The sequence below is a fragment of the Microcella pacifica genome (assembly GCF_009371975.2).
In the GTDB taxonomy this organism is placed as follows: Bacteria; Actinomycetota; Actinomycetes; order Actinomycetales; family Microbacteriaceae; genus Microcella; species Microcella pacifica.
Window position 1 is genome coordinate 73,213 of record NZ_VIKT02000012.1, and the last position, 18,204, is coordinate 91,416.

The 18,204-nt window shown below is 67.4% G+C and carries 17 protein-coding genes and 1 pseudogene; 6 read left to right on the plus strand and 12 right to left on the minus strand.

Annotated features, from left to right (window positions below):
• Nucleotides 1-37: 37 nt before the first annotated feature.
• The gene (locus FK219_RS08450; RefSeq protein ID WP_152583666.1) at nucleotides 38-652 is read right to left on the minus strand and encodes a TetR/AcrR family transcriptional regulator; all 615 of its coding nucleotides are present in this window, start codon (nucleotides 650-652) and stop codon (nucleotides 38-40) included.
• Nucleotides 653-844: 192 nt separating this feature from the next.
• On the opposite strand from FK219_RS08450, the gene FK219_RS08455 reads away from it, so the two are divergent.
• The 3 genes from FK219_RS08455 (at nucleotide 845) to FK219_RS08465 (ending at nucleotide 2,953) form a co-directional block, all read left to right on the plus strand.
• Nucleotides 845-1,825 (plus strand): ring-cleaving dioxygenase, encoded by a 981-nt coding sequence (locus tag FK219_RS08455; RefSeq protein ID WP_152583667.1) that lies wholly within the window; start codon nucleotides 845-847, stop codon nucleotides 1,823-1,825.
• Nucleotides 1,822-2,469 carry an alpha/beta hydrolase gene (locus FK219_RS08460; RefSeq protein WP_152583668.1) on the plus strand — a complete coding sequence of 216 codons (648 nt, stop codon included), beginning with the start codon at nucleotides 1,822-1,824 and terminating at the stop codon, nucleotides 2,467-2,469. Before FK219_RS08455 ends, FK219_RS08460 begins: the two co-directional genes overlap by 4 nt.
• A gap of 166 nt (nucleotides 2,470-2,635) precedes the next feature.
• Nucleotides 2,636-2,953 carry a hypothetical protein gene (locus FK219_RS08465; RefSeq protein WP_152583669.1) on the plus strand — a complete coding sequence of 106 codons (318 nt, stop codon included), beginning with the start codon at nucleotides 2,636-2,638 and terminating at the stop codon, nucleotides 2,951-2,953.
• 101 nt (nucleotides 2,954-3,054) lie between these two features.
• Here FK219_RS08465 and FK219_RS08470 read toward each other — a convergent pair whose 3' ends face one another.
• The 9 genes from FK219_RS08470 to FK219_RS08510 all read right to left on the minus strand — a co-directional run bounded on the left by FK219_RS08470 (nucleotide 3,055) and on the right by FK219_RS08510 (nucleotide 12,474).
• Nucleotides 3,055-3,867 (minus strand): DeoR/GlpR family DNA-binding transcription regulator, encoded by an 813-nt coding sequence (locus tag FK219_RS08470; RefSeq protein ID WP_152583670.1) that lies wholly within the window; start codon nucleotides 3,865-3,867, stop codon nucleotides 3,055-3,057.
• An 18-nt stretch (nucleotides 3,868-3,885) separates the two neighbouring features.
• Nucleotides 3,886-4,650: a triose-phosphate isomerase family protein gene (locus FK219_RS08475; RefSeq protein ID WP_152583671.1), complete on the minus strand. Its 765-nt coding sequence runs from the start codon at nucleotides 4,648-4,650 to the stop codon at nucleotides 3,886-3,888.
• Between the two features lie 33 nt (nucleotides 4,651-4,683).
• Entirely contained in the window at nucleotides 4,684-5,157 is a 474-nt protein-coding gene (locus tag FK219_RS08480) for a ribose-5-phosphate isomerase (protein ID WP_152583672.1), read from the minus strand.
• Nucleotides 5,154-6,908: a dihydroxyacetone kinase family protein gene (locus tag FK219_RS08485; protein WP_152583673.1), complete on the minus strand. Its 1,755-nt coding sequence runs from the start codon at nucleotides 6,906-6,908 to the stop codon at nucleotides 5,154-5,156. The genes FK219_RS08480 and FK219_RS08485 overlap by 4 nt, the downstream gene beginning before the upstream one ends.
• Before the next feature lie 115 nt (nucleotides 6,909-7,023).
• Nucleotides 7,024-8,013, minus strand: a complete 990-nt coding sequence (locus tag FK219_RS08490) for a D-ribose ABC transporter substrate-binding protein (RefSeq protein WP_152583674.1) — start codon at nucleotides 8,011-8,013, stop codon at nucleotides 7,024-7,026.
• 58 nt (nucleotides 8,014-8,071) lie between these two features.
• A complete protein-coding gene (locus FK219_RS08495) occupies nucleotides 8,072-9,229 on the minus strand; it encodes an ABC transporter permease (RefSeq protein WP_152583675.1) in 1,158 nt (385 codons plus the stop codon).
• Nucleotides 9,230-9,254: 25 nt separating this feature from the next.
• Nucleotides 9,255-10,778: a sugar ABC transporter ATP-binding protein gene (locus FK219_RS08500; RefSeq protein ID WP_246299234.1), complete on the minus strand. Its 1,524-nt coding sequence runs from the start codon at nucleotides 10,776-10,778 to the stop codon at nucleotides 9,255-9,257.
• Nucleotides 10,775-11,443 carry a DUF2291 family protein gene (locus FK219_RS08505; protein ID WP_152583676.1) on the minus strand — a complete coding sequence of 223 codons (669 nt, stop codon included), beginning with the start codon at nucleotides 11,441-11,443 and terminating at the stop codon, nucleotides 10,775-10,777. The genes FK219_RS08500 and FK219_RS08505 overlap by 4 nt, the downstream gene beginning before the upstream one ends.
• Nucleotides 11,440-12,474: a zinc-dependent alcohol dehydrogenase family protein gene (locus FK219_RS08510; protein ID WP_152583677.1), complete on the minus strand. Its 1,035-nt coding sequence runs from the start codon at nucleotides 12,472-12,474 to the stop codon at nucleotides 11,440-11,442. The genes FK219_RS08505 and FK219_RS08510 overlap by 4 nt, the downstream gene beginning before the upstream one ends.
• 241 nt (nucleotides 12,475-12,715) lie before the next feature.
• On the opposite strand from FK219_RS08510, the gene tkt reads away from it, so the two are divergent.
• A complete protein-coding gene (gene tkt, locus FK219_RS08515; RefSeq protein WP_152583678.1) occupies nucleotides 12,716-14,809 on the plus strand; it encodes a transketolase in 2,094 nt (697 codons plus the stop codon).
• 31 nt (nucleotides 14,810-14,840) lie between these two features.
• Here tkt and FK219_RS08520 read toward each other — a convergent pair whose 3' ends face one another.
• Nucleotides 14,841-15,389, minus strand: a complete 549-nt coding sequence (locus FK219_RS08520; RefSeq protein ID WP_235923846.1) for a DoxX family protein — start codon at nucleotides 15,387-15,389, stop codon at nucleotides 14,841-14,843.
• 169 nt (nucleotides 15,390-15,558) lie between these two features.
• Entirely contained in the window at nucleotides 15,559-16,044 is a 486-nt protein-coding gene (locus tag FK219_RS08525) for a glutathione peroxidase (protein WP_152583680.1), read from the minus strand.
• Between the two features lie 94 nt (nucleotides 16,045-16,138).
• Between FK219_RS08525 and FK219_RS08530 the strand changes: the two genes are divergently transcribed.
• Entirely contained in the window at nucleotides 16,139-17,101 is a 963-nt protein-coding gene (locus tag FK219_RS08530) for a quinone oxidoreductase family protein (protein WP_152583681.1), read from the plus strand.
• A gap of 164 nt (nucleotides 17,102-17,265) precedes the next feature.
• Nucleotides 17,266-18,204 (plus strand): annotated as a pseudogene (locus tag FK219_RS08535) (IS481 family transposase); the annotation flags it as partial.

The following is an 18,204-nucleotide window of genomic DNA, read 5'->3' on the forward strand; positions in this document are numbered from 1 at the left end:
GCGGTCTCCTGGTGTGAGCGGGGGGTGGGAGGTGCGGTCAGAACCGGGTCGAGGTGCGGGCGGGCTCGGCGTGCTCGAGCAGCGCACGGGTGATCATGTCGAGCTGCGGCTCGAGTGCGGCATCGTCACGGTCGACGAGCCAGCCGATCGTGAGGCCGTCCATGCACGTCACGACGAAGCGGGCGAGCGTCTCGGCGGGCATTCGCCACCGCATGCCCGTGCGGGAGGCGGCGATCACGAGCATCTCGGTCACGAGGGCGCGGTACTGCGCGTACTGCTCCTGCGCGACCCCGGCGAGCGCCGGCTCGCGCAGTGCGAGGTGCGTGAGCTCGAGCATCCCCTGCTCTCGCCCGGGGTCGGCGCGCAGTACGTCGGCGTAGGCGGCGACGCCCGCACGCAGAAGGCCAGGCAGGTCGGTCGGCTCGAGATCGAGCAGGGGCGCGACCGCGGCGCGCTCGCCCTCGACGACGAGCGTGATGACGTCGCGCAGCAGCGCGAGCCGCGACTCGTAGGCGTAGTGGAAGCTGGCGAGCGACATGCCAGCCTCGGCGACGATCGCTCGCGTGGTCGCGGCGGCGAGGCCGTCGCGCGCGAGGACGGTGAGGGCTGCCTGCGCGAGAGCGGCACGCCGATCCTCGACGGGCATTCTCATGGTGTCTCCTCAGCGGCGTGAACTGGGTCGAGCGTCCCAGACGGTCGACCCACAGCGCAAGAGCCCGACGCGAAACGTCACGTCGCCGAAACACGGGAATAACCTCGGTATCTATGCGTTTGCATAGATACCATCACTGGGAGGACGCCGACACCTGAATCGGCAACCGACGACACCACGAGGAGCGCACCCATGACCGCCCAGGCAGCAGCCGAGACGCAAGGCCTGCACCACGTCACCGCGATCGCCGGCGACCCGCAGAAGAACATCGACTTCTACATCACCGGCCTCGGGCTGCGGCTCGTGAAGAAGACCGTCAACTTCGACGACCCGGGCACCTACCACCTGTACTACGGCGACGAGGCGGGGCGGCCCGGCTCGCTCATGACGTTCTTCCCGTGGCGGGGCATCCAGCGCGGGCGCATCGGTGCGGGCCAGTCGACGTCGACGGCGTTCTCGGTGCCCGCGGGCTCGCTCGGCTGGTGGGTCGACCACTTCGCCTCGGTCGGCGCCGAAGCGCGCATCACCTCGACGAGCTCGAGCGAGGAGCGGCTGCTCGTGCACGACCCCGACGGTCTGCAGATCGAGCTCGTCGCGACCGATGAGCACGACCCGCGCGACCCGTGGGACTCGGCGAGCGTGCCGGCCGAGCACGCGGTTCGCGGCCAGCACTCGAGCGTGCTCACGGTGCGCGACGCCGAGCGCACCCTCGCCCTCATGACGAACGATCTCGGGATGCACGTGGTCGAGCAGGAGGGCAACCGCACGCGCCTCGCCGCCGGAGCCGGAGGGCCGGGCGCCCTCGTCGACGTGCACGCCTCGAACCTCGTGCAGCCGGGCCTCACGGCGGGCGGCACCGTGCACCACATCGCTTTCCGGGTGCCCGACCAGGCCACGCAGCAGCAGTGGCGCGATGAGCTCGTCAGTCGCGGCCATCAGGTGACCGAGATCCTCGACCGGCAGTACTTCACGAGCATCTACTTCCGTGAGCCGGGCGGTGTGCTGTTCGAGATCGCGACCGACACCCCGGGCTTCGACATCGACGAGCCGCTGCTCGAGCTGGGCCGCTCGCTCAAGCTGCCGCCGTGGCTCGAGCCCTCGCGTGAGGCGATCGAGCACGCCGTGATTCCCGTGCGGATCCCTGAGGAGAACAACCCGGAGGTAGCGGCATGAGCGCGGATGCCCGTTCCACCGTCGACCTCGACACCTGGCCGCACCTGCTCACGGAGGGCTCCTCGCCCGACGCCCCCGTCGTGCTCACACTGCACGGCACGGGCGGCGACGAGCGCGAAATCGCCGCGCTCGGCACCGCCCTCATGCCGGGAGCCGCGGTGCTCTCGCCGCGCGGCCGCGTGAGTGAGGGCGGCGCGAATCGCTGGTTCCGCCGCCTCGCAGAGGGAGTGTTCGACGTGGACGACGTCATCGCGCGAGCACACGAGCTCGCCGCCTTCGTGGTGGCCGCTCGCGAACGGTACGACCTCGAGGGCCGCCCGCTCATCGCGACGGGTTTCTCGAACGGTGCCAACATCGCACTCGCCACGGCGCTCCTGCACCCCGACGTGCTGCCGCGCGTCGTGGCGTTCAGCGGCATGCACCCGTTCGGCGACCAGGAGCCAGACGTCTTGGCAACTGGCGTCGAGCTACTATTGCTCAACGGCGACCAGGACCCGATGGCGCCCGCGGCGAGCGTCGCGCGGCTCGAGCAGTTCGCGAGCGCGCGCGGAGCATCCGTGACCCGGCGCAGCCGCCCCGGCGGCCACGGCATCGACCAGGGCGAGCTGGCCGCCGCGCAGGAGTGGCTCGCCGGGTTGAAGTAGCAGCTCCAGCGGCGTACCGTGGCGTACAGCCCAAGAGTGAGGATTACTACGGACGGGAGCGGGGAACATGCGTCGACGTCTGACAGGAGCGCTTGTCGCTGGCGCGCTCGCGGTCACCGGGTGTTCAGCCACGCCTCCTCCGTTGCCCTTCGAGGAAGGCAGTGCGGTGGCCGATGAGCTGCCCGGCGCGATCAGTGAGGACGCCCGCGACAGCGTCGAGGCCTCGACGGTTCGGTACCAGGGTTCGACCGACGCGGTCGAGGTATGGGCGGCGCGCGAGGAGGTCGACCGCGGCATCTGCCTCATCGTCGCCCCGGTGAACGATCCCTCAGGCTGGGTCGTGGGTTGCGGCGGCGGCAACACCGTCACGTCCGTGAGCCTCACTGGCGGCGGCGACTACGAGTTCTACCCGCAGGGCCTCCCCGAGGGTGAACCGCGCGAGGGCTGGGTCGCCGTGAGCGACTACGTGATCGCGCGCGAGTAGGCCACGTCACTATGTGCGTGGTCCAGGACTGTTCGCGAACAGGCCGCACAGCAGCCCGTAGCGAACCGCGCACCTGCGCAGGCATGGACTTCGCGCAGCCCTCAGCCTGAGCTGGAGGCGGGGGCGATCACGACAGTGATGCCGTGCTCACGCAGTCGATCGACGTGCTCAGGCGCAGTCGCGGAGTCGACGATCACGGCATCAAAGTCGGCGAGAGGGAGCATCGCGTGCAGTGCCCTCTTCTCGAACTTTGTGCCGTCGACCAGGAGCACCCGACGGCGCGCGGATTCGAACATTGCACGCTTGACGTCCACCGTCTCTAGGGTCTGGTGAAAGCACACGTCGTCGACGATGGCGGAGGTCGACATGAAGAACAGGTCGGCTCGAAGCTCAGCGATCTCGCGTACCGTCATGCGGCCCATGAACGAGCTGCACCAGTTGTAGTAGTCACCCCCCAGGCCGATCATGGTCGTGCCGCGAGTGTTTCTGAGCTCGTTCATGATCGTCAGGGTGTTGGTAATGACAGTGAGAGGCGTCTTGTCACTGAGGTGCGGCAGCAGGTGCAGAGTCGTGGTCGAGTCGTCGAGCATGAGCGCCTGACCGGGCTCGATGAACTCCAGAGCGGCCCGAGCGATCGCCTTCTTCTGAGCGATCTGACGACCTGATCGGTAGACGTCGCTCGACTCCACGAGCGAGGTCGAGGTGGCCGTCGCGACGCCGCGGCTTTTGCGCAACAGCCCGCGGTCTTCCAGCTCGTCGAGATCGCGATGCACCGTCATCACACTGATGTCGAACCGCTCGGCGAGCGCTTCGATGCGCACGGAGCCTTCCTCCATGACGGCTTCGCTGATGGCGCGCTGTCGAGCCTGCTGGCGACTCCCTCGCGACAAAGACTCCGGGTCGGTGTACGACATTTCCCACCCTCCTGGATGTCACGCTATCGCGAAAGCTTCGTCCAGAATGAGTGCCAGTGAGCGCGGGTCGTGGGCGAAGCGCCCCAGAAACAGTCCGTCGACACTGCCGTCGAGCCGGGTCAGGAGGCCCGGTTTCGCGCTTCCGCCGTAGAGGACCGTCGTTGACTGCAGACGCGGATGATGGGACAGATGGTCGCGGATCGCGCCCACGACCTCGTGGATGTGCTCTCTCCCCGCGGGCTCCGCTCGCCCGATCGCCCACTCGGGCTCGTAGGCGATCACCAGTTCGGGAACAGTCTCACTCGCAACGTCAGCAAGGGCGGATTCGATCTGCGCGATGCAGGTCTCCACCCCTCGGCTCGGGTCTCCCTCGGCCTGCTCGCCGACGCACAGCACAGGGGTCAGCCCTGAGCGCACCGCGGCGGCGAGTTTGCGTCGCGTGGTGAGGTCGTCCTCACCGAACACTGTGCGGCGCTCGACGTGTCCCACCTCGACGAACTGGCACCCGAGCGCGACCAGGTCGGCTCCGCTGACGCCACCGGTATAGGCGCCGGATTCCTTCCAGAACAGGTCTTGCGCGCCCACGGCGACGGGCAGGTTGTCGAGTTCGGCAGAGACCGCGCACAGCGAGGGCAGGCTCGGCAGCACGAAGAGCCGAACCGAGCTCGTCGTAATCGACGGATGCGCGCGGGCGAGCTGCGCGACCTGCGCCGCCCAGTCGACTGAGGCCTTCAGATCGAGGTAGAGCTTGAGGCTGACACCGATCGTGAGTATGGGGGTCACGTCACGGGCCCGTCTTCGACGCCGTCCGTCCTGTCACCCATTGATGCCCGTCGTCTCATAGTCGGTGATGACGTCAACCTTTCCCGCCGAGGCGGAGCCGGTATCGAACTCGTAGCCGAGCCACTCTCGAGCCAGGCGTCGAGCGAGCTCCAGGCCGATGACCCGCTGACCGAAGGTCAGCACCTGCGCGTTGTTGCTGAGCACGCTGCGTTCGACGCTGAAGCTGTCGTGAGCAGTCACGGCGCGGACGCCGGAGACCTTGTTGGCGGCGATGGCCACGCCCAGACCCGTGCCGCACACGAGTAGGGCACGATCGGCCTGACCGTCCCGCACCTTCTCTGCCGCGGCAATGGCGACGACCGGGTAGGGGGTCGTTCCGGTGGCGTCGACTCCGAGATCGATGACCTCGCTGACCCGCGGGTCGCTCTCCAGGTCAGCCTTGAGAGCCTCCTTGTACTGGAATCCTGCTTCGTCAGATCCGACGACGATGCGCATGGGGTGAGTCATGACTGTTCTCCTTGTTCCTCAGCGTTCGCGGTCAGCACGTGGGCGACTGCGGTCATGGCGAGCGCGAACGAGACGGCGCCGGGGTCGGGCGTGCCGAGGCTCTTCTCCGCGTGAGGCCGGGCTCGACCCAGCCGTGGGAGCATCTCCGCGGTGTCGGCGGCGGCCGCTGTGGCGCGCTCGGCCGCTCTCGACCAGGCAGCGGAGAGCCGCTGGCCCTCGCCCACCTTCGCGGTCAGTTCATCGGTGAACGGCACGATCGCGTCCACCATCGTCTTGTCACCCAGCTCGGCCTTGCCCATGCGCTGCACCGTCGCGCGGGCGTTCTGGATCGCGTCGGCGACGGCCTGAGCATCGGGATGGTGCTCGTCCCCGAGACGCTCTCCCGCGGCGCGAAGGGCAGCACCCCACAGTGCGCCCGAGGTGCCACCGGCTTTGTCAGCCCACGCATCACCGGCGCGAGCGAGCACTGTTCCCGCTCCGGCGCCGGCGGCCGAGAGTTCCTGGGCCGCAGCCGCGGCCGCGTGTACGCCGCGCTGCATGCCGATGCCGTGGTCGCCGTCGCCCGCGATGGCGTCGAGACGACCGAGCTCGTCGACGTCACGATCGATGACGGCACGGATGGAGTCGATTGCAGCCTGAGCGACGCGGCCAGCGTTCCGGGACGCATCCGATGCGACCGGGATCGCCTCTTGCTCTGCGGCGTCGGGCGCAGCCTCCGCCGCTTCGGACTCGGCCGCCGCCCCGACGGAGCCCTTGCGGTAGGCCGGCGTGTAGGCCGGCGATCGCCAAACTGTCTCGAGTTCGTCGTCGAGCCAGAGGAGCGTCACCGACAGGCCGGCCATGTCGAAACTCGTCGCGTACTCCCCGATCTCGGGCTCCACGATGGTGAGCCCGGCGCTCTCGAGCTTCTCACTGACCGCGCCGTACATCACGAACAGCTCTTCACCCTTGACGGATCCGAGCCCGTTGATGATGACGGCAACCCGAGAGCCCGGTGTCGTCGAGACGGAGTCGGGGCGCTCGGCGAGAAGCGCGTCCACGCACTGCTCTGCCATCTCTCGGGCGCTCGGCACCGGCCTGATGTCGATGCCGGGCTCACCGTGAATGCCCATGCCCACCGCCATCTGACCGGGCGGCACGGTGAAGAGCGGTTCCGTCGCACCGGGAAGAGTGCAGCCGGAGAACGCGATACCGATGGACCGCGTGCGCTCGTTGGCCCGCTCGGCGAGAGCGGCGACCTCTTCGAGGGAGGACCCCCGTTCGGCGGCCCACGCCGCAGCGCGGAAGACCGCGAGATCGCCGGCGACGCCGCGGCGCTTCTGCCACTCAGCCGGAGGGGCGCTGTAGATGTCGTCGGTGACACGCACGGTGCGGCAGGGAATGCCCTCTGCGATGAGGCGTTCTTGAGCGGCGTCGAAGTTGAGCACATCGCCCGCGTAGTTTCCGTAGCTCAGCAGCACGCCAGCGGTCGTCGCGACAGACTTAGCGACGGTGTAGACCTGCTGGGCACTGGGCGAGGCGAAGACGTTGCCCATGGCCGCGGCGTGGGCGAGCCCTGGCCCGACAAGCCCGGCGAACGCAGGATAGTGACCCGAGCCTCCCCCGATCACGAGGGCGACCTGGTCCGGGGGCGTCGCGGCGGATCGGGCTACTCCCCCGGGAACGCGACGCACGAGGCCGCGGTGCGCCGCGACGAATCCTGTCGTGGAGTCGTCGGCAAAGTCAGCCGGATCGTTCGCAACGTGGCTCATGTGAAGTCTTTCGTCGTGTCGCGGTGGAGATGAGGGGTTCACGCGGGAGCGGAGCCGCTGAGGGGCGCCGCTCCCGCGCTGACCGCGCGGGAGCGCACGGTCGCTGTGCTCCGGCTTAGCCGGAGTAGGTGAACGGTCCCGTCATGAGGTCGACGTTCTCCTGCGTGATGAGAATGCAGTCGAAGGACTGCTTCTCGGTCTCCGGCACGGTGCCGTTGCGGATGTAGTCGTCAGCCAAGGCGATCGCCTCCGCGGCGAAGACCGCGACGGGCTGAAGAACCGTGTAGGCCATCTCGCCCGCCTTGACCGACTCGACCGCGTCAGGGTTGCCATCGAAGCCTCCGATGACGACGCCGTCGAACGCGCCCGACTCCTTCAGAGCGGCGATGGCGCCCAGGGCCATCTCGTCATTGCCGGCGATGACCCCACTGATGTCGGGGTTGGCCTGCAACAGTGTCTGTGTCGCGTTGCGACCTTCGGTGCGGTCCCAGTTAGCAACCTCTTCCCCGACCTGAACCAGATCCGGGTACTGCGAGATCACGGTGTCGAAGCCGTTCGAGCGAGTCTGCGCGTTGTTGTCGGACGGTGCGCCGAAGAGCTCGATGTAGTTGCCGTTTTCCTCCATCTGGCGCACAAACTCCTGGGCACCCAGAGCAGCGCCCTGAGCGTTGTTCGAGACCAGCTGAGCCAACGCGATGCCTGTCTCGTTGATCTCAGCGTTGATCAGGAAGACCGGGATGCCCGCATCCGTGGCCTTCTGGACGGCCGCGATCGAGCCGTCCGCGTTGGCCGGGTCGAGGATGAGCGCAACCGACTGGTTGGTGATGGCCGTGTCGATCAGCGTGTTCTCGGTGTTGGTGTCACCCAGGTGAGCGCCAACAACGGCCTCGTAGCCGAGCTCCTCTGCTGCGGCCGCGGCAACATCGCCCTCGGTCTTCCAGTAGGGGTTGGCCGGGTCGTTGACGATGATGGTGATGAGGCCGCCGGCCTCACCGCCCCCCGCCGACTCCGCGGGTGTGTCGGTGTCTCCTCCGGCGCAGGCGGTGAGACCCAGGGCCAGTGCTGCAGCGGCTGCCAGCGCAGTGAGCGCCTTCTTGCGAACCATGGTGGTTTCCTTTCATCGGGATGTGATGTGCATCGACTGGGGCGATGCGGGGGGCGGGTCAGGTGGTGGTGCCGGTGGTGACTGGCGTCTTCTGACCCGACGTTTCGGGGGAGTGGGGCTCGGTCGGCCCGTCGCCTGGCGTCGACGATGGTGGCGGAGTGCTCGAGGCGGCGGGACGGGGCCGACGGCCGTACTGGAGCGTGTTGAGCATCACGGCGATGACGATCACCGCGCCCATGAAGACCATCTGCCAGTAGGCGGAGACGCCGACGATCACGAGCCCATCGGAGAGGAAGCCGATGACGAACGCCCCGAGCAGGGTTCCGCGCACCGTTCCGCGTCCACCCGTGAGGGCCGCACCGCCGATGACGACGACCGCGATGGCGGTGAGCTCGTAGGTGTTGCCCGCCGTCGGGCTTGCGCTCGTGAGGGTCGAGGAGAGGATGAGCCCGGCGACCGAGGCGCAGATGCCGGAGATGACATACACCCACACGGTGACGGCCTTGACCGGCACTCCGGAGAGTTCGGCTGCGCGCTCGTTGCCTCCGGAGGCGTACAGCCAGCGCCCGAAGGTGGAACGGCTGAGCACGAATCCGAGAATCAGGGCGATGATGCCCATGATGATGACGCCGATCGGAATGCCGAGCAGTCGGTTGAACCCGAGCCAGTCGAACCCGGTGTTCCCCAGCTCAGGGTTGCCCGAAAGGTTGTTGACCGTGAGTCCGTTGGTCATCAGGAGCGCGATGCCGCGGACGACGTAGAGCATGCCGAGGGTCGCGACGAAGGGCGCGACCTTGAATTTGGCCACCAGGATTCCGTTGACCAACCCCACCAGGGCTCCCATGGCACAGGAGATGATGACAACGACGGGGATGCTCGGGTAGAGCACCACTCCGAAGATGGTGAGCGACAACCCGTCTTGAATGAGGAAGCCTCCGATGATCGCCGAGAAGCTCAAGGTGGATCCCACCGAGAGGTCGATGCCTCCGTTGAGGATCACCATGAGCATCCCCAGCCCCAGAATCGCAAAGATCGCCACGTGCGAGGCCATGATGAGGAGGTTGCTGACGGTGAGGTAGTTGGGCGACAGCATCGAGAACACGGCGATGATGAGAATCAGCGCGAGAAACGCCCGGCCCTCGATGAGGATCTTGCCGATCGATCGTGTCTTCCGCTGCGTGATGATCGCGGTGGTTGTGGTGGTTGTCGTCGTCATTGTCCGATCCATTCCTTGGGCCCGGTTAGGCGGCCACGGCCTCGCCAGAGGCGGCCATGATCATTTCTTTGGTCGCATCCGGTCCGAATTCGGCTGAGATGCGGCCGCGGTTCAGCACGATGATGCGGTGGGCGATGCTGAGGCACTCGCCCACCTCGGAGGTCGAGTAGACAACCGTGAGTCCTTCGGCAGCACGCGCGGCGAGGAGGCGAAACACCTCACCTTTCGCGCCGACATCGATACCGCGACTCGGCTCGTCGAGCAGCATGACTCGGGGACGCGTTCCCAGCACCTTGCCGATCACGACCTTTTGCTGGTTACCTCCTGACAGCGCCCCAATCTCGATATCGGGGCCATCCGTCTTGACCGTCACGTCGGCGATGAGCTGGTCGGCGTGGGTCCGCTCTGCTCGACGGGAGAGCACTCCGTTGACGAGACAGTCCCGCAGGCTGGAGAGGGTGAGGTTCTTGCCGACCGACATGGTCTGCACGAGTCCGTCGCGCTGGCGATCCTCGGGCACCAGGCCGATGCCCATCTCGATGCGCTCTGCGAGGGTCTGGCGATCCAACTTCTGACCTTCGAGCAGCACGGTGCCGCTGGACACGGCGCCGCGGCCCGCGATGGCCTCCAGCAATTCGGTCCGGCCCGAACCCATGAGCCCATAGAGGCAGACGATCTCGCCTGCCTTCACGTCGAGGCTGAGCCCGTTGACGATCGCGCGCTCCGGGTTCTCGGGGTCGAGCACGGTGAGGTTGCGGATGCTCAGGGCCGGGTCGCCGAAGTCGTACCCCGTCGGCGGCGCACCGAGGTCATAGTTGTCGCCGACCATGTTGCGCACGATCCACTCGAGGTCGATGTCGGCGCGCTCACCCCGGGCCGTCATGGAGCCGTCCCGCAACACGACCGCGTGGTCGGTGACTTCGAGCGCCTCTTCGAGGTGGTGGGAGATGTAGACGATCGCCACGCCGCGTGAGGTCAGGTCGTTGATGATGCCGAACAGCACCTGCACTTCCGATGCCGCGAGGGCCGACGTCGGCTCATCCATGATGAGAATGCGCGAGTTGACCGACAGCGCGCGAGCAATCTCGATGATCTGCTGCTGCCCCACGCGAAGGTCGGCCACCATGGTGTCCGGCTCGATCGGCAACTGCATCTCCTGCAGCAGTTCCCGCGTCTGACGATCCTCTTCCGCGTAGTCGACACCCGTCCGGCCCGGAATCTCACGGCCGAGGAAGATGTTGTCGCGCACGGAGAGGTTCGGGGCCAGGCTCAGCTCCTGGTGAATGATCGAGATTCCTCGCTCGCGAGCATCCGTCGTGGAGTGAAAGGTGACCGGCTTGCCGTCGAGGAGGATTTGGCCGGAGGTCGGCTGCTCGACTCCCGAGAGGATCTTCATGAGCGTCGACTTGCCGGCTCCGTTCTCCCCAAACAGCGTGGTGACCGTTCCGGAACGGATGTCGAAGTTGACCCCTCGCAGAGCGCGAACGCCGCCATAGTTCTTGACGATGTCGCGCGCCTCGAGCATCACATCGTCGAATGAGGCGTTCACAGCACCGTCACCTCCACCGGCGTGACCAGCCAGGCGGCGGGATTCACGAGCGTGAAGGCGCCGACCACGGTGACGGTCTGGCCCGACAGGTTGTCGGTGTCGACCGACTCGAGCACCCGAGTCTTGAGCTCATCGTTGAGAGCGGCGGCGGCATTCTGGAAGGCGATCTGGTTGGTGAACTCGCCGAACTCGTACGCGCCAGTGGCGTCACGCAGCTCTGTTCCGTTGATCGCCGGCCCGGTCTGCAGGCGCACCAGCAGGTCATCGGGCAACCCGTCGACCTGGATCTCGTAGATGCCTGACTGGCCGTCGCCGACGACTCCGGTGAAGCTCACGCTGAACACGGGGCCGCCGGAGCTGGGAACCGCGTACTGGTCAGCGGCAGCCTCAGGGTCATCAGCAATGGCGGCGGCCACCACTGTGGCATCTGCGGAGCGGTCGATGATTCCTTCTTGCACGATCTCGAACTGCTCCGCGCCGAAGTCTGCGGCGTTGAACTCGACGATCCCTTGCGCGAGCGGATCGTCGAGTGGCACGACCCTCGTTCCGAGGGCCATTCCGACCAGCACCGCCGCGATCACTCCGGCAGTGATGCCGCGCTTGGCAGTGCGGGAGAGACGGGTGCGCGTCCGCGGCGCGGTCGCCGACGTCGTGGGGGCGCTCATGCGATCAGCACCCGTGACTGGTCGTCGTTGGGGCGGATCTGCAGCTTGCGCCCTTCGCCTCGACGGAACTGGTCGAGGGCCTGCTCGTAGTCGTCGAGGACGAAGCTGTGGCTGATCATGGCCGTGGCGTTGACCGCGCCGGCTTCGAACATCTCCACCGCGCGACCAAAGGAGTTGAGCACGGCCATCGTTCCGACGATCGAGATCTCGTCGCGGTAGACGCGGAAGGGCGAGAACTCTGCCTTCTTGTCGGCGGGCGCGACTCCGAAGTCTTGGAAGAATCCGGCGGGCTTCACGCGCGTCAGGCCATCCTCGATCGCCCGGATGTTGCCGGTGCAGTCGATCACGACATCCCACTTCTCGCGGTCTGCATCGTCGGCGCTCGTGTAGCGCAGCTCAATGCCACACTCGGCGGCGGTGTTCAAGCGGTCTTCGTTGAGGTCGACGATCGTGACCGATGCCGCTCCGGCGCGGGTCGCGAGCTGGGCCATGAGCAGCCCCATCGTGCCGGAGCCGTAGACGAGCACGTGGTCGCCCATGCGACGGGGAAGCACGTCCCAGCCACGAATGGCGCAAGCGAGCGGCTCGATGAGGGCGGCCTCGAAGAGGTCGGTCACGGGCTTGAGCTTGTAGACGTTGCTCGCGGGCGCCGTGAAGAATTGCTGCGCCGCACCGTCGGAGGCGACCACTCCGAGCCCGTTCCAGAAGCGGCAGAGGTTCTGGTGGCCGTTGAGGCAGAACTCGCACTCGCCGCAGGTGGTGCTCGGGTTGACGACGACGTGGTCGCCGACCGCGAAGTCGAAGACACCGTCATTGACGCCCTCTCCGAGCTCGACGATGGTGCCGGATGCCTCGTGGCCGGGTACGAGGGGAAAGACAGTTCCCTCGAACTCGCCATCCAGCACGTGAGTATCCGTGCCACAGAGTCCGACCGCGGCGGTCTCGATGAGGATTTCCTTGTGGCCGGGCTTCGGCTGAGGGCGCTCTTCGAGGGCCAATTCGCCTTCCGACGTGAATACAACTGCGCGCATCTTTGCTCCCGTTGTTTGTGCGTTCATCGTTGAGACCGCGTGTGTTCCTCAAGCCGGTTCGCCGTCTCGCTCAGCGCGACCTCGCGCTGGACGAGTTGCGTCACCGTCTTGGCGGTCCGTGACCATGTTAGGTACGACGCCGCGCCATGTTATTTATCAACCTTGCGATGTTAGATTCACCATAGATTGCGATACGGTACCTGTCAACAGTGGTTTTCCGTCAACGGTGAGGAGACAGGTCATGACCGAAGTGCGATGGGACGACATCGACCAGCGGGCAGTCGACACGGCGCGAGTTCTCGCGGCTGACGCGGTCGAGAAGGTGGGCAACGGGCATCCGGGAACGGCCATGAGTCTCGCGCCACTCGCGTACCTGCTGTACCAGCGCGTGCTGCGCCACGACCCCGCCGACCCGACCTGGGCCGGTCGCGACCGCTTCATCCTGTCGGTCGGCCATTCGTCTCTCACGCAGTACGTGCAGCTGTACCTCGGCGGCTTCGGTCTCGAACTCGACGACCTGAAGGCGCTGCGCACGTGGGGCTCCCTCACCCCCGGCCACCCCGAATACGGTCACACGCCGGGCGTGGAAATCACGACGGGGCCGCTCGGCCAGGGTCTCGCCTCCGCCGTCGGTTTCGCCTACGCGGCACGCTATGAGCGCGGCCTCTTCGACCCCGACGCCCCCGCCGGCGAGTCGCCCTTCGATCACACGATCTACGTCATCGCCGGCGATGGCGACATCCAGGAGGGAGTGACGTCAGAAGCCGGCAGCCTCGCCGGTCACCAGGAATTGGGCAACCTGATCGCGATCTACGACTCGAACCAGATCTCGATCGAGGACGACACCGCCATCGCCTTCACCGAGGATGTCGCCGCGCGCTATGCGTCCTACGGCTGGCAGGTGCAGACCGTGGACTGGAAGAAGACCGGCCACTACCAGGAAGACATCCACGAGCTGTACGCGGCGATCGAGGCGGCGAAAGCCGAGACCTCCCGGCCCTCCCTGATCATCCTGAAGACCATCATCGGGTGGCCCTCCCCCGGCAAGCAGAACACGGGTGCCGTGCACGGCTCGGCCCTCGGAGCGAACGAGCTCGCGGCGACGAAGCGTGCCCTCGGGTTCGACCCCGAGCAGTTCTTCACCATCGATGACGACGTCATCGCTCACACGCGAGCCCTCGCCGATCGTGGGGCTGCCGCCCATGCCGAGTGGCAGCAGCGGTTCGAGACCTGGGCGGCGGCGAACCCGGAACGCAAGCAGCTCTGGGATCGCCTGCAGACCGGCGAGCTGCCCGACGGCCTGGACGCGGCGCTGCCGCACGGGGAACCCGGCACGGCGATGTCGACCCGGGCCGCGTCGGGCGCCGTCATCAATGCGCTCGCCGCTCACCTGCCCGAGCTCTGGGGTGGGTCTGCCGACCTGGCCGAATCGAACCTGACGACCATCAAGAGTGCGGCATCGTTTGCGCCCGCCGAGCGATCGACGCACGAATGGACGGCCGAGCCGTATGGGCGAGTGCTGCACTTCGGCATCCGCGAGCACGCGATGGGCGCCATCATCAACGGCATCCTCCTGCACGGGCCCACCCGCGCCTTCGGGGGCACCTTCCTCATCTTCAGCGACTACATGCGGCCCGCCGTCCGCCTCGCCGCACTCATGAACATCCCGAGCATTTTCGTCTGGACTCACGACTCAGTCGCCCTGGGAGAGGACGGCCCCACGCATCAGCCGATCGAACAACTCGCCACGCTGCGCGCCATCCCCAACATGACGGTGGCCCGCCCCTGCGACGCCGCCGAGACAGCGGCCGTCTGGCTGGAGGTGCTGCGGCGCCGAGGCGGCCCCACCGGCATCGCCCTGACTCGTCAGAATGTGCCCGTGCTCGACCGAGGCGCGGGCGACGCTTCCGGCGATGTTCTCGCCTCAGCAGCGCTCGCAGACCGCGGTGCCTATGTTCTCGCCGAGGCCCCTGGCGGTGCGCCTGACGTGATTCTCGTCGCCACCGGGTCGGAAGTGCAACTCGCGCTCGCGGCGCGAGACACGCTCGCGCAGGAGGGCATTCGGGCGCGCGTCGTGTCGGCGCCGTCACTCGAGTGGTTCGCCGAGCAGGATGACGACTACCGCGAGTCGGTGCTGCCCTCGGCAGTGCGGGCCCGCGTCTCGGTCGAAGCCGGTGTCGCGCTGAGTTGGCGTGACATCATCGGCGACGCCGGTCGCAGTGTCTCGATCGAACACTTCGGCGCCTCGGCGTCCGGCCCCGAGCTGTTTGAACGCTTCGGCATGACCGCCGACGCGGTCGTCGCGGCGGCGAAGGATTCACTCACGCAGAGGTAGCGTTTCGCAACCCGCGAATGGTCGCCGGCAGTTAAATCAGCCAGCGCTGCTTCTGCACGAGCGAGACGCGCCGCCAGGCCTTGCCGATGCCCCAGGTGTCGCCAGCGAACGTGGTCGCGATCACGATCAGGGCGAGGGCGTAGATGATGTGGTAATCGACGAGGGGGTTGTTCGAGGCGGTCAGCGGCGTGAAGGGCCACTCGGCGAGGTGCATGAAGACCATGAGGATGGTGCCGGCCACAGCGCTCACGCGAAGGCCGATACCCAGCATGACGGCGACGCCGATGCCGAGCATCCCGAGCATGAACAGCACGTCGGTGACCGGGTTGGCGAGGGTGAGGAAGAAGTCCTTGAGCGGTCCGGTGACCGTGTCGCTCCTGAGGAAGCCCTGGGCCGGCGTGCCGCCGTTGATCCAGGCCCGCTCGAGCGGCGTCGCGTAGCCGAGCCCGAACGTCTTGTCGAGAAACGCCCACAGGAAAATGAACCCGGTTGCCAGGCGCAGGACGGCGAGGGAACGGCGGCCAGGGCCAGCGTCGTGAGTGCGAACGTCGGAGTGCGCGGTCATGGTCGTGGTGGTCATCATGGTCTCCTCAACGGGACTTCGAACCGGCGCGAGTCGCTGATCCGGGGGTGATGACCCCAGCGTGCTCCGCTCGCCGACCCCCGGGCAGTGCCAAAGGTCCCGCATCTGCAGATCCCGTGGCGCCGAGGAGGCCGGGACGGTCGCGCGCCCCTGAGGAGAAGCCGCGTCAGCGGGGCAGGTTCGCCTCGATGAGCTCGACGATGGGGCGAGCGTCCGGCAGCACGGTGGGCCGGAAGCGATGCACCTCGCCGCTCGGGAGCACGAGGAACTTCTCGAAGTTCCACATGATCGGGCCTGCCTTGCCCCCGTGATCGGGCGTCTCGACGAGCTGCTGGTAGAGCGGGTGCCGCTTCTTGCCGTTGACCTTCGCCTTCTCGGTCATGGGGAAGGTGACGCCCCAGGTGGTGCTGCAGTACTCGGCGATCTTCTCCTCGCTCGAGAGCTCCTGCAAGAACTGGTTCGAGGGCACCCCGAGCACCGTGAAACCGCGGTCGGCGTAGCGCTTCTGCAGGTCTTCGAGCTGCTCGTACTGCGGGGCGAGCCCGCAGCGTGAGGCCACGTTGACGACGAGCACGACGCGGTCGGCGAACTCGGCGAAGGTCGTCTCGCGGCCATCGAGCATCGTGAGCGGAGCATCCGTGAGGGCGGTCATGCCCGCACGATAACCGCGCAATCTGGGCGCGGGCGGTGACGGCCGTGCGGCGACCCGGCTTAGGCTCGACTCGACGCGAAGGAGAAGGGTGCGCATGCAGGCGATCGTCATGTCCGAGACCGGTGGACCCGAGGTACTGCGGGCGACGGATGCTCCGCCTCCCGCACCCGCTCACGGCGAGGTGCTCGTGCGCACGCACGCCGCGGGGCTCAACTTCATCGAGATCTACCAGCGGAGCGGCGGATACCCGGTGAGCCTGCCCTTCACTCCGGGTTCGGAGGCCGCCGGCGTCGTGGAGACGCTCGGCGAGGGCGTCACGAACCTCACGGTGGGCGACCGTGTGTGCACGGCCGAGGCTAGCGGCACCTACGCCGAGCTGTTCACGGTGCCGGCCGAGCGCGCGGTCGTGGTGCCCGACGGTGTCGAGCTCGACACCGCTGCGGCCCTGCCGCTGCAGGGGCTCACCGCTCATTACCTCGCGACCTCGGCCGCGCATCCGAAGCCCGGCGACACCGTGCTCGTGCACGCGGGGGCGGGCGGGGTCGGCCTGCTGCTGACGCAGGTGCTCGTCGCTCGCGGGGTGCGCGTGGTGACGACGACCTCCGACGATGAGAAGGGCGAGCTCAGTCGGGCGGCGGGCGCCGAGCGGAGCATCCGGTACGAGGGCTTCGCGGATGCTCTGCGTGAGCTCACGGGCGGCGAGGGCGTGCCCGTGGTCTACGACGGGGTCGGCCGGGCCACCTTCGACGATTCGCTCGCGAGCCTCGCGGTGCGCGGAAGGCTCGTGCTCTTCGGCGCCGCGAGCGGCCCCGTGCCGCCGTTCGACCTGCAGCGCCTCAACGCCGGTGGGTCGTTGAGCGTCACGCGCCCCTCGCTCGGGCACTTCGTGCGCACCCCCGCCGAGCGCTCGGGGCGCTACCGCGAGCTCTTCACCATGCTGTCGTCGGGGTCGTTGACCGTGCGCATCGGCGCCCGCTTTCCGCTCGCCGAGGCCGGGGCCGCGCAGGCCGCTCTCGCGAGCCGCAGCACGACCGGCAAGGTGCTGCTCGAACCGTAGGGGTGACGCCACCGCGTGTGTGGAGGTCGCAGAAACGACAGAAACCCCCGAACCCGTGGGTTCGAGGGTTTCCGATGTCCTGAGACATCACACGAGCGGTGACGGTGGTGTTGAGTCTCAGGACTTAAGCAACAGATGTCTCACGACATAGGCAACACTCTCGTGCGGCAGGCTCGCGAGTGTCTCGAGCCCACCTCATCGTCACCGCGATCACCGTCCAAGGCCTCACCCAAGCCCAAGCAGCCCGCACCTACGGCCTCTCGCCCAGCCGCGTCAGCCGCATCATGGCCCGCTGGCGCCGCGAAGGCGAGGCTGGGCTCGAAGCGCGCTCGCGCCGCCCGAAAACCTCACCCCATGCCACCCCGGCGGCGACGATCGAGCTGATCGTGAACCTACGGGCGAACCTACAAACCCGAGGCCTCGACCGCGGCCCCGCGACCATCGCCTGGCACCTGCAGCACCATCACGCCATGACCGTCTCGCGGGCAACGATCGCGCGCATTCTGAACCGTGAAGGCCTTGTCACTCCCGAGCCGAAGAAGCGCCCCAAAGCCTCCTACATTCGCTTCCAAGCCGACCTGCCCAACCAGTGCTGGCAATCCGACTTCACCCACTTCTCTCTCGCCGACGGCACTGGCACGGAGATCCTCACCTTCCTCGACGACTGCACGCGATTGGCCATCTCGGTCACCGCCCACGCCCGCGTCACCACGCCGCTGGTGCTGGCATCCTTCCGCGCCGCGATCGTCGAACACGGACCACCGCAGGCCACGCTGACCGATAACGGCATGGTCTTCACCGTCCGCCTGGCCGGCTGGGGACGCCAGGGCGGACGCAACGCGTTCGAGGCTGAACTGCACGCCCGCGGCATTGAGCAACGCAACGGCGCCCCCTCGCACCCGCAAACTCAAGGCAAAGTCGAACGGTTTCAGCAGACGCTGAAGAAATGGCTTCGGGCACAACCGCCAGCCGAGACGCTGCAGCAGCTGCAGGCCCAGCTCGATGAGTTCGTCAGCTACTACAACCAGCGCCGCCCTCACCGATCGCTCCCGCACCACTCAACCCCAGCAGCCCGCTACCGGGCACTGCCGAAGGCAACACCG

Bases quoted from the DNA above. Each gene is read 5' to 3' on its own strand.
- FK219_RS08450 (WP_152583666.1), bottom strand. From the start codon at position 652: ATGAGAATGCCCGTCGAGGATCGGCGTGCCGCTCTCGCGCAGGCAGCC.
- FK219_RS08455 (WP_152583667.1), top strand. From the start codon at position 845: ATGACCGCCCAGGCAGCAGCCGAGACGCAAGGCCTGCACCACGTCACC.
- FK219_RS08460 (WP_152583668.1), top strand. From the start codon at position 1,822: ATGAGCGCGGATGCCCGTTCCACCGTCGACCTCGACACCTGGCCGCAC.
- FK219_RS08470 (WP_152583670.1), bottom strand. From the start codon at position 3,867: ATGTCGTACACCGACCCGGAGTCTTTGTCGCGAGGGAGTCGCCAGCAG.
- FK219_RS08480 (WP_152583672.1), bottom strand. From the start codon at position 5,157: ATGACTCACCCCATGCGCATCGTCGTCGGATCTGACGAAGCAGGATTC.
- FK219_RS08485 (WP_152583673.1), bottom strand. From the start codon at position 6,908: ATGAGCCACGTTGCGAACGATCCGGCTGACTTTGCCGACGACTCCACG.
- FK219_RS08490 (WP_152583674.1), bottom strand. From the start codon at position 8,013: ATGGTTCGCAAGAAGGCGCTCACTGCGCTGGCAGCCGCTGCAGCACTG.
- FK219_RS08495 (WP_152583675.1), bottom strand. From the start codon at position 9,229: ATGACGACGACAACCACCACAACCACCGCGATCATCACGCAGCGGAAG.
- FK219_RS08505 (WP_152583676.1), bottom strand. From the start codon at position 11,443: ATGAGCGCCCCCACGACGTCGGCGACCGCGCCGCGGACGCGCACCCGT.
- FK219_RS08510 (WP_152583677.1), bottom strand. From the start codon at position 12,474: ATGCGCGCAGTTGTATTCACGTCGGAAGGCGAATTGGCCCTCGAAGAG.
- tkt (WP_152583678.1), top strand. From the start codon at position 12,716: ATGACCGAAGTGCGATGGGACGACATCGACCAGCGGGCAGTCGACACG.
- FK219_RS08520 (WP_235923846.1), bottom strand. From the start codon at position 15,389: ATGACCACCACGACCATGACCGCGCACTCCGACGTTCGCACTCACGAC.
- FK219_RS08525 (WP_152583680.1), bottom strand. From the start codon at position 16,044: ATGACCGCCCTCACGGATGCTCCGCTCACGATGCTCGATGGCCGCGAG.
- FK219_RS08530 (WP_152583681.1), top strand. From the start codon at position 16,139: ATGCAGGCGATCGTCATGTCCGAGACCGGTGGACCCGAGGTACTGCGG.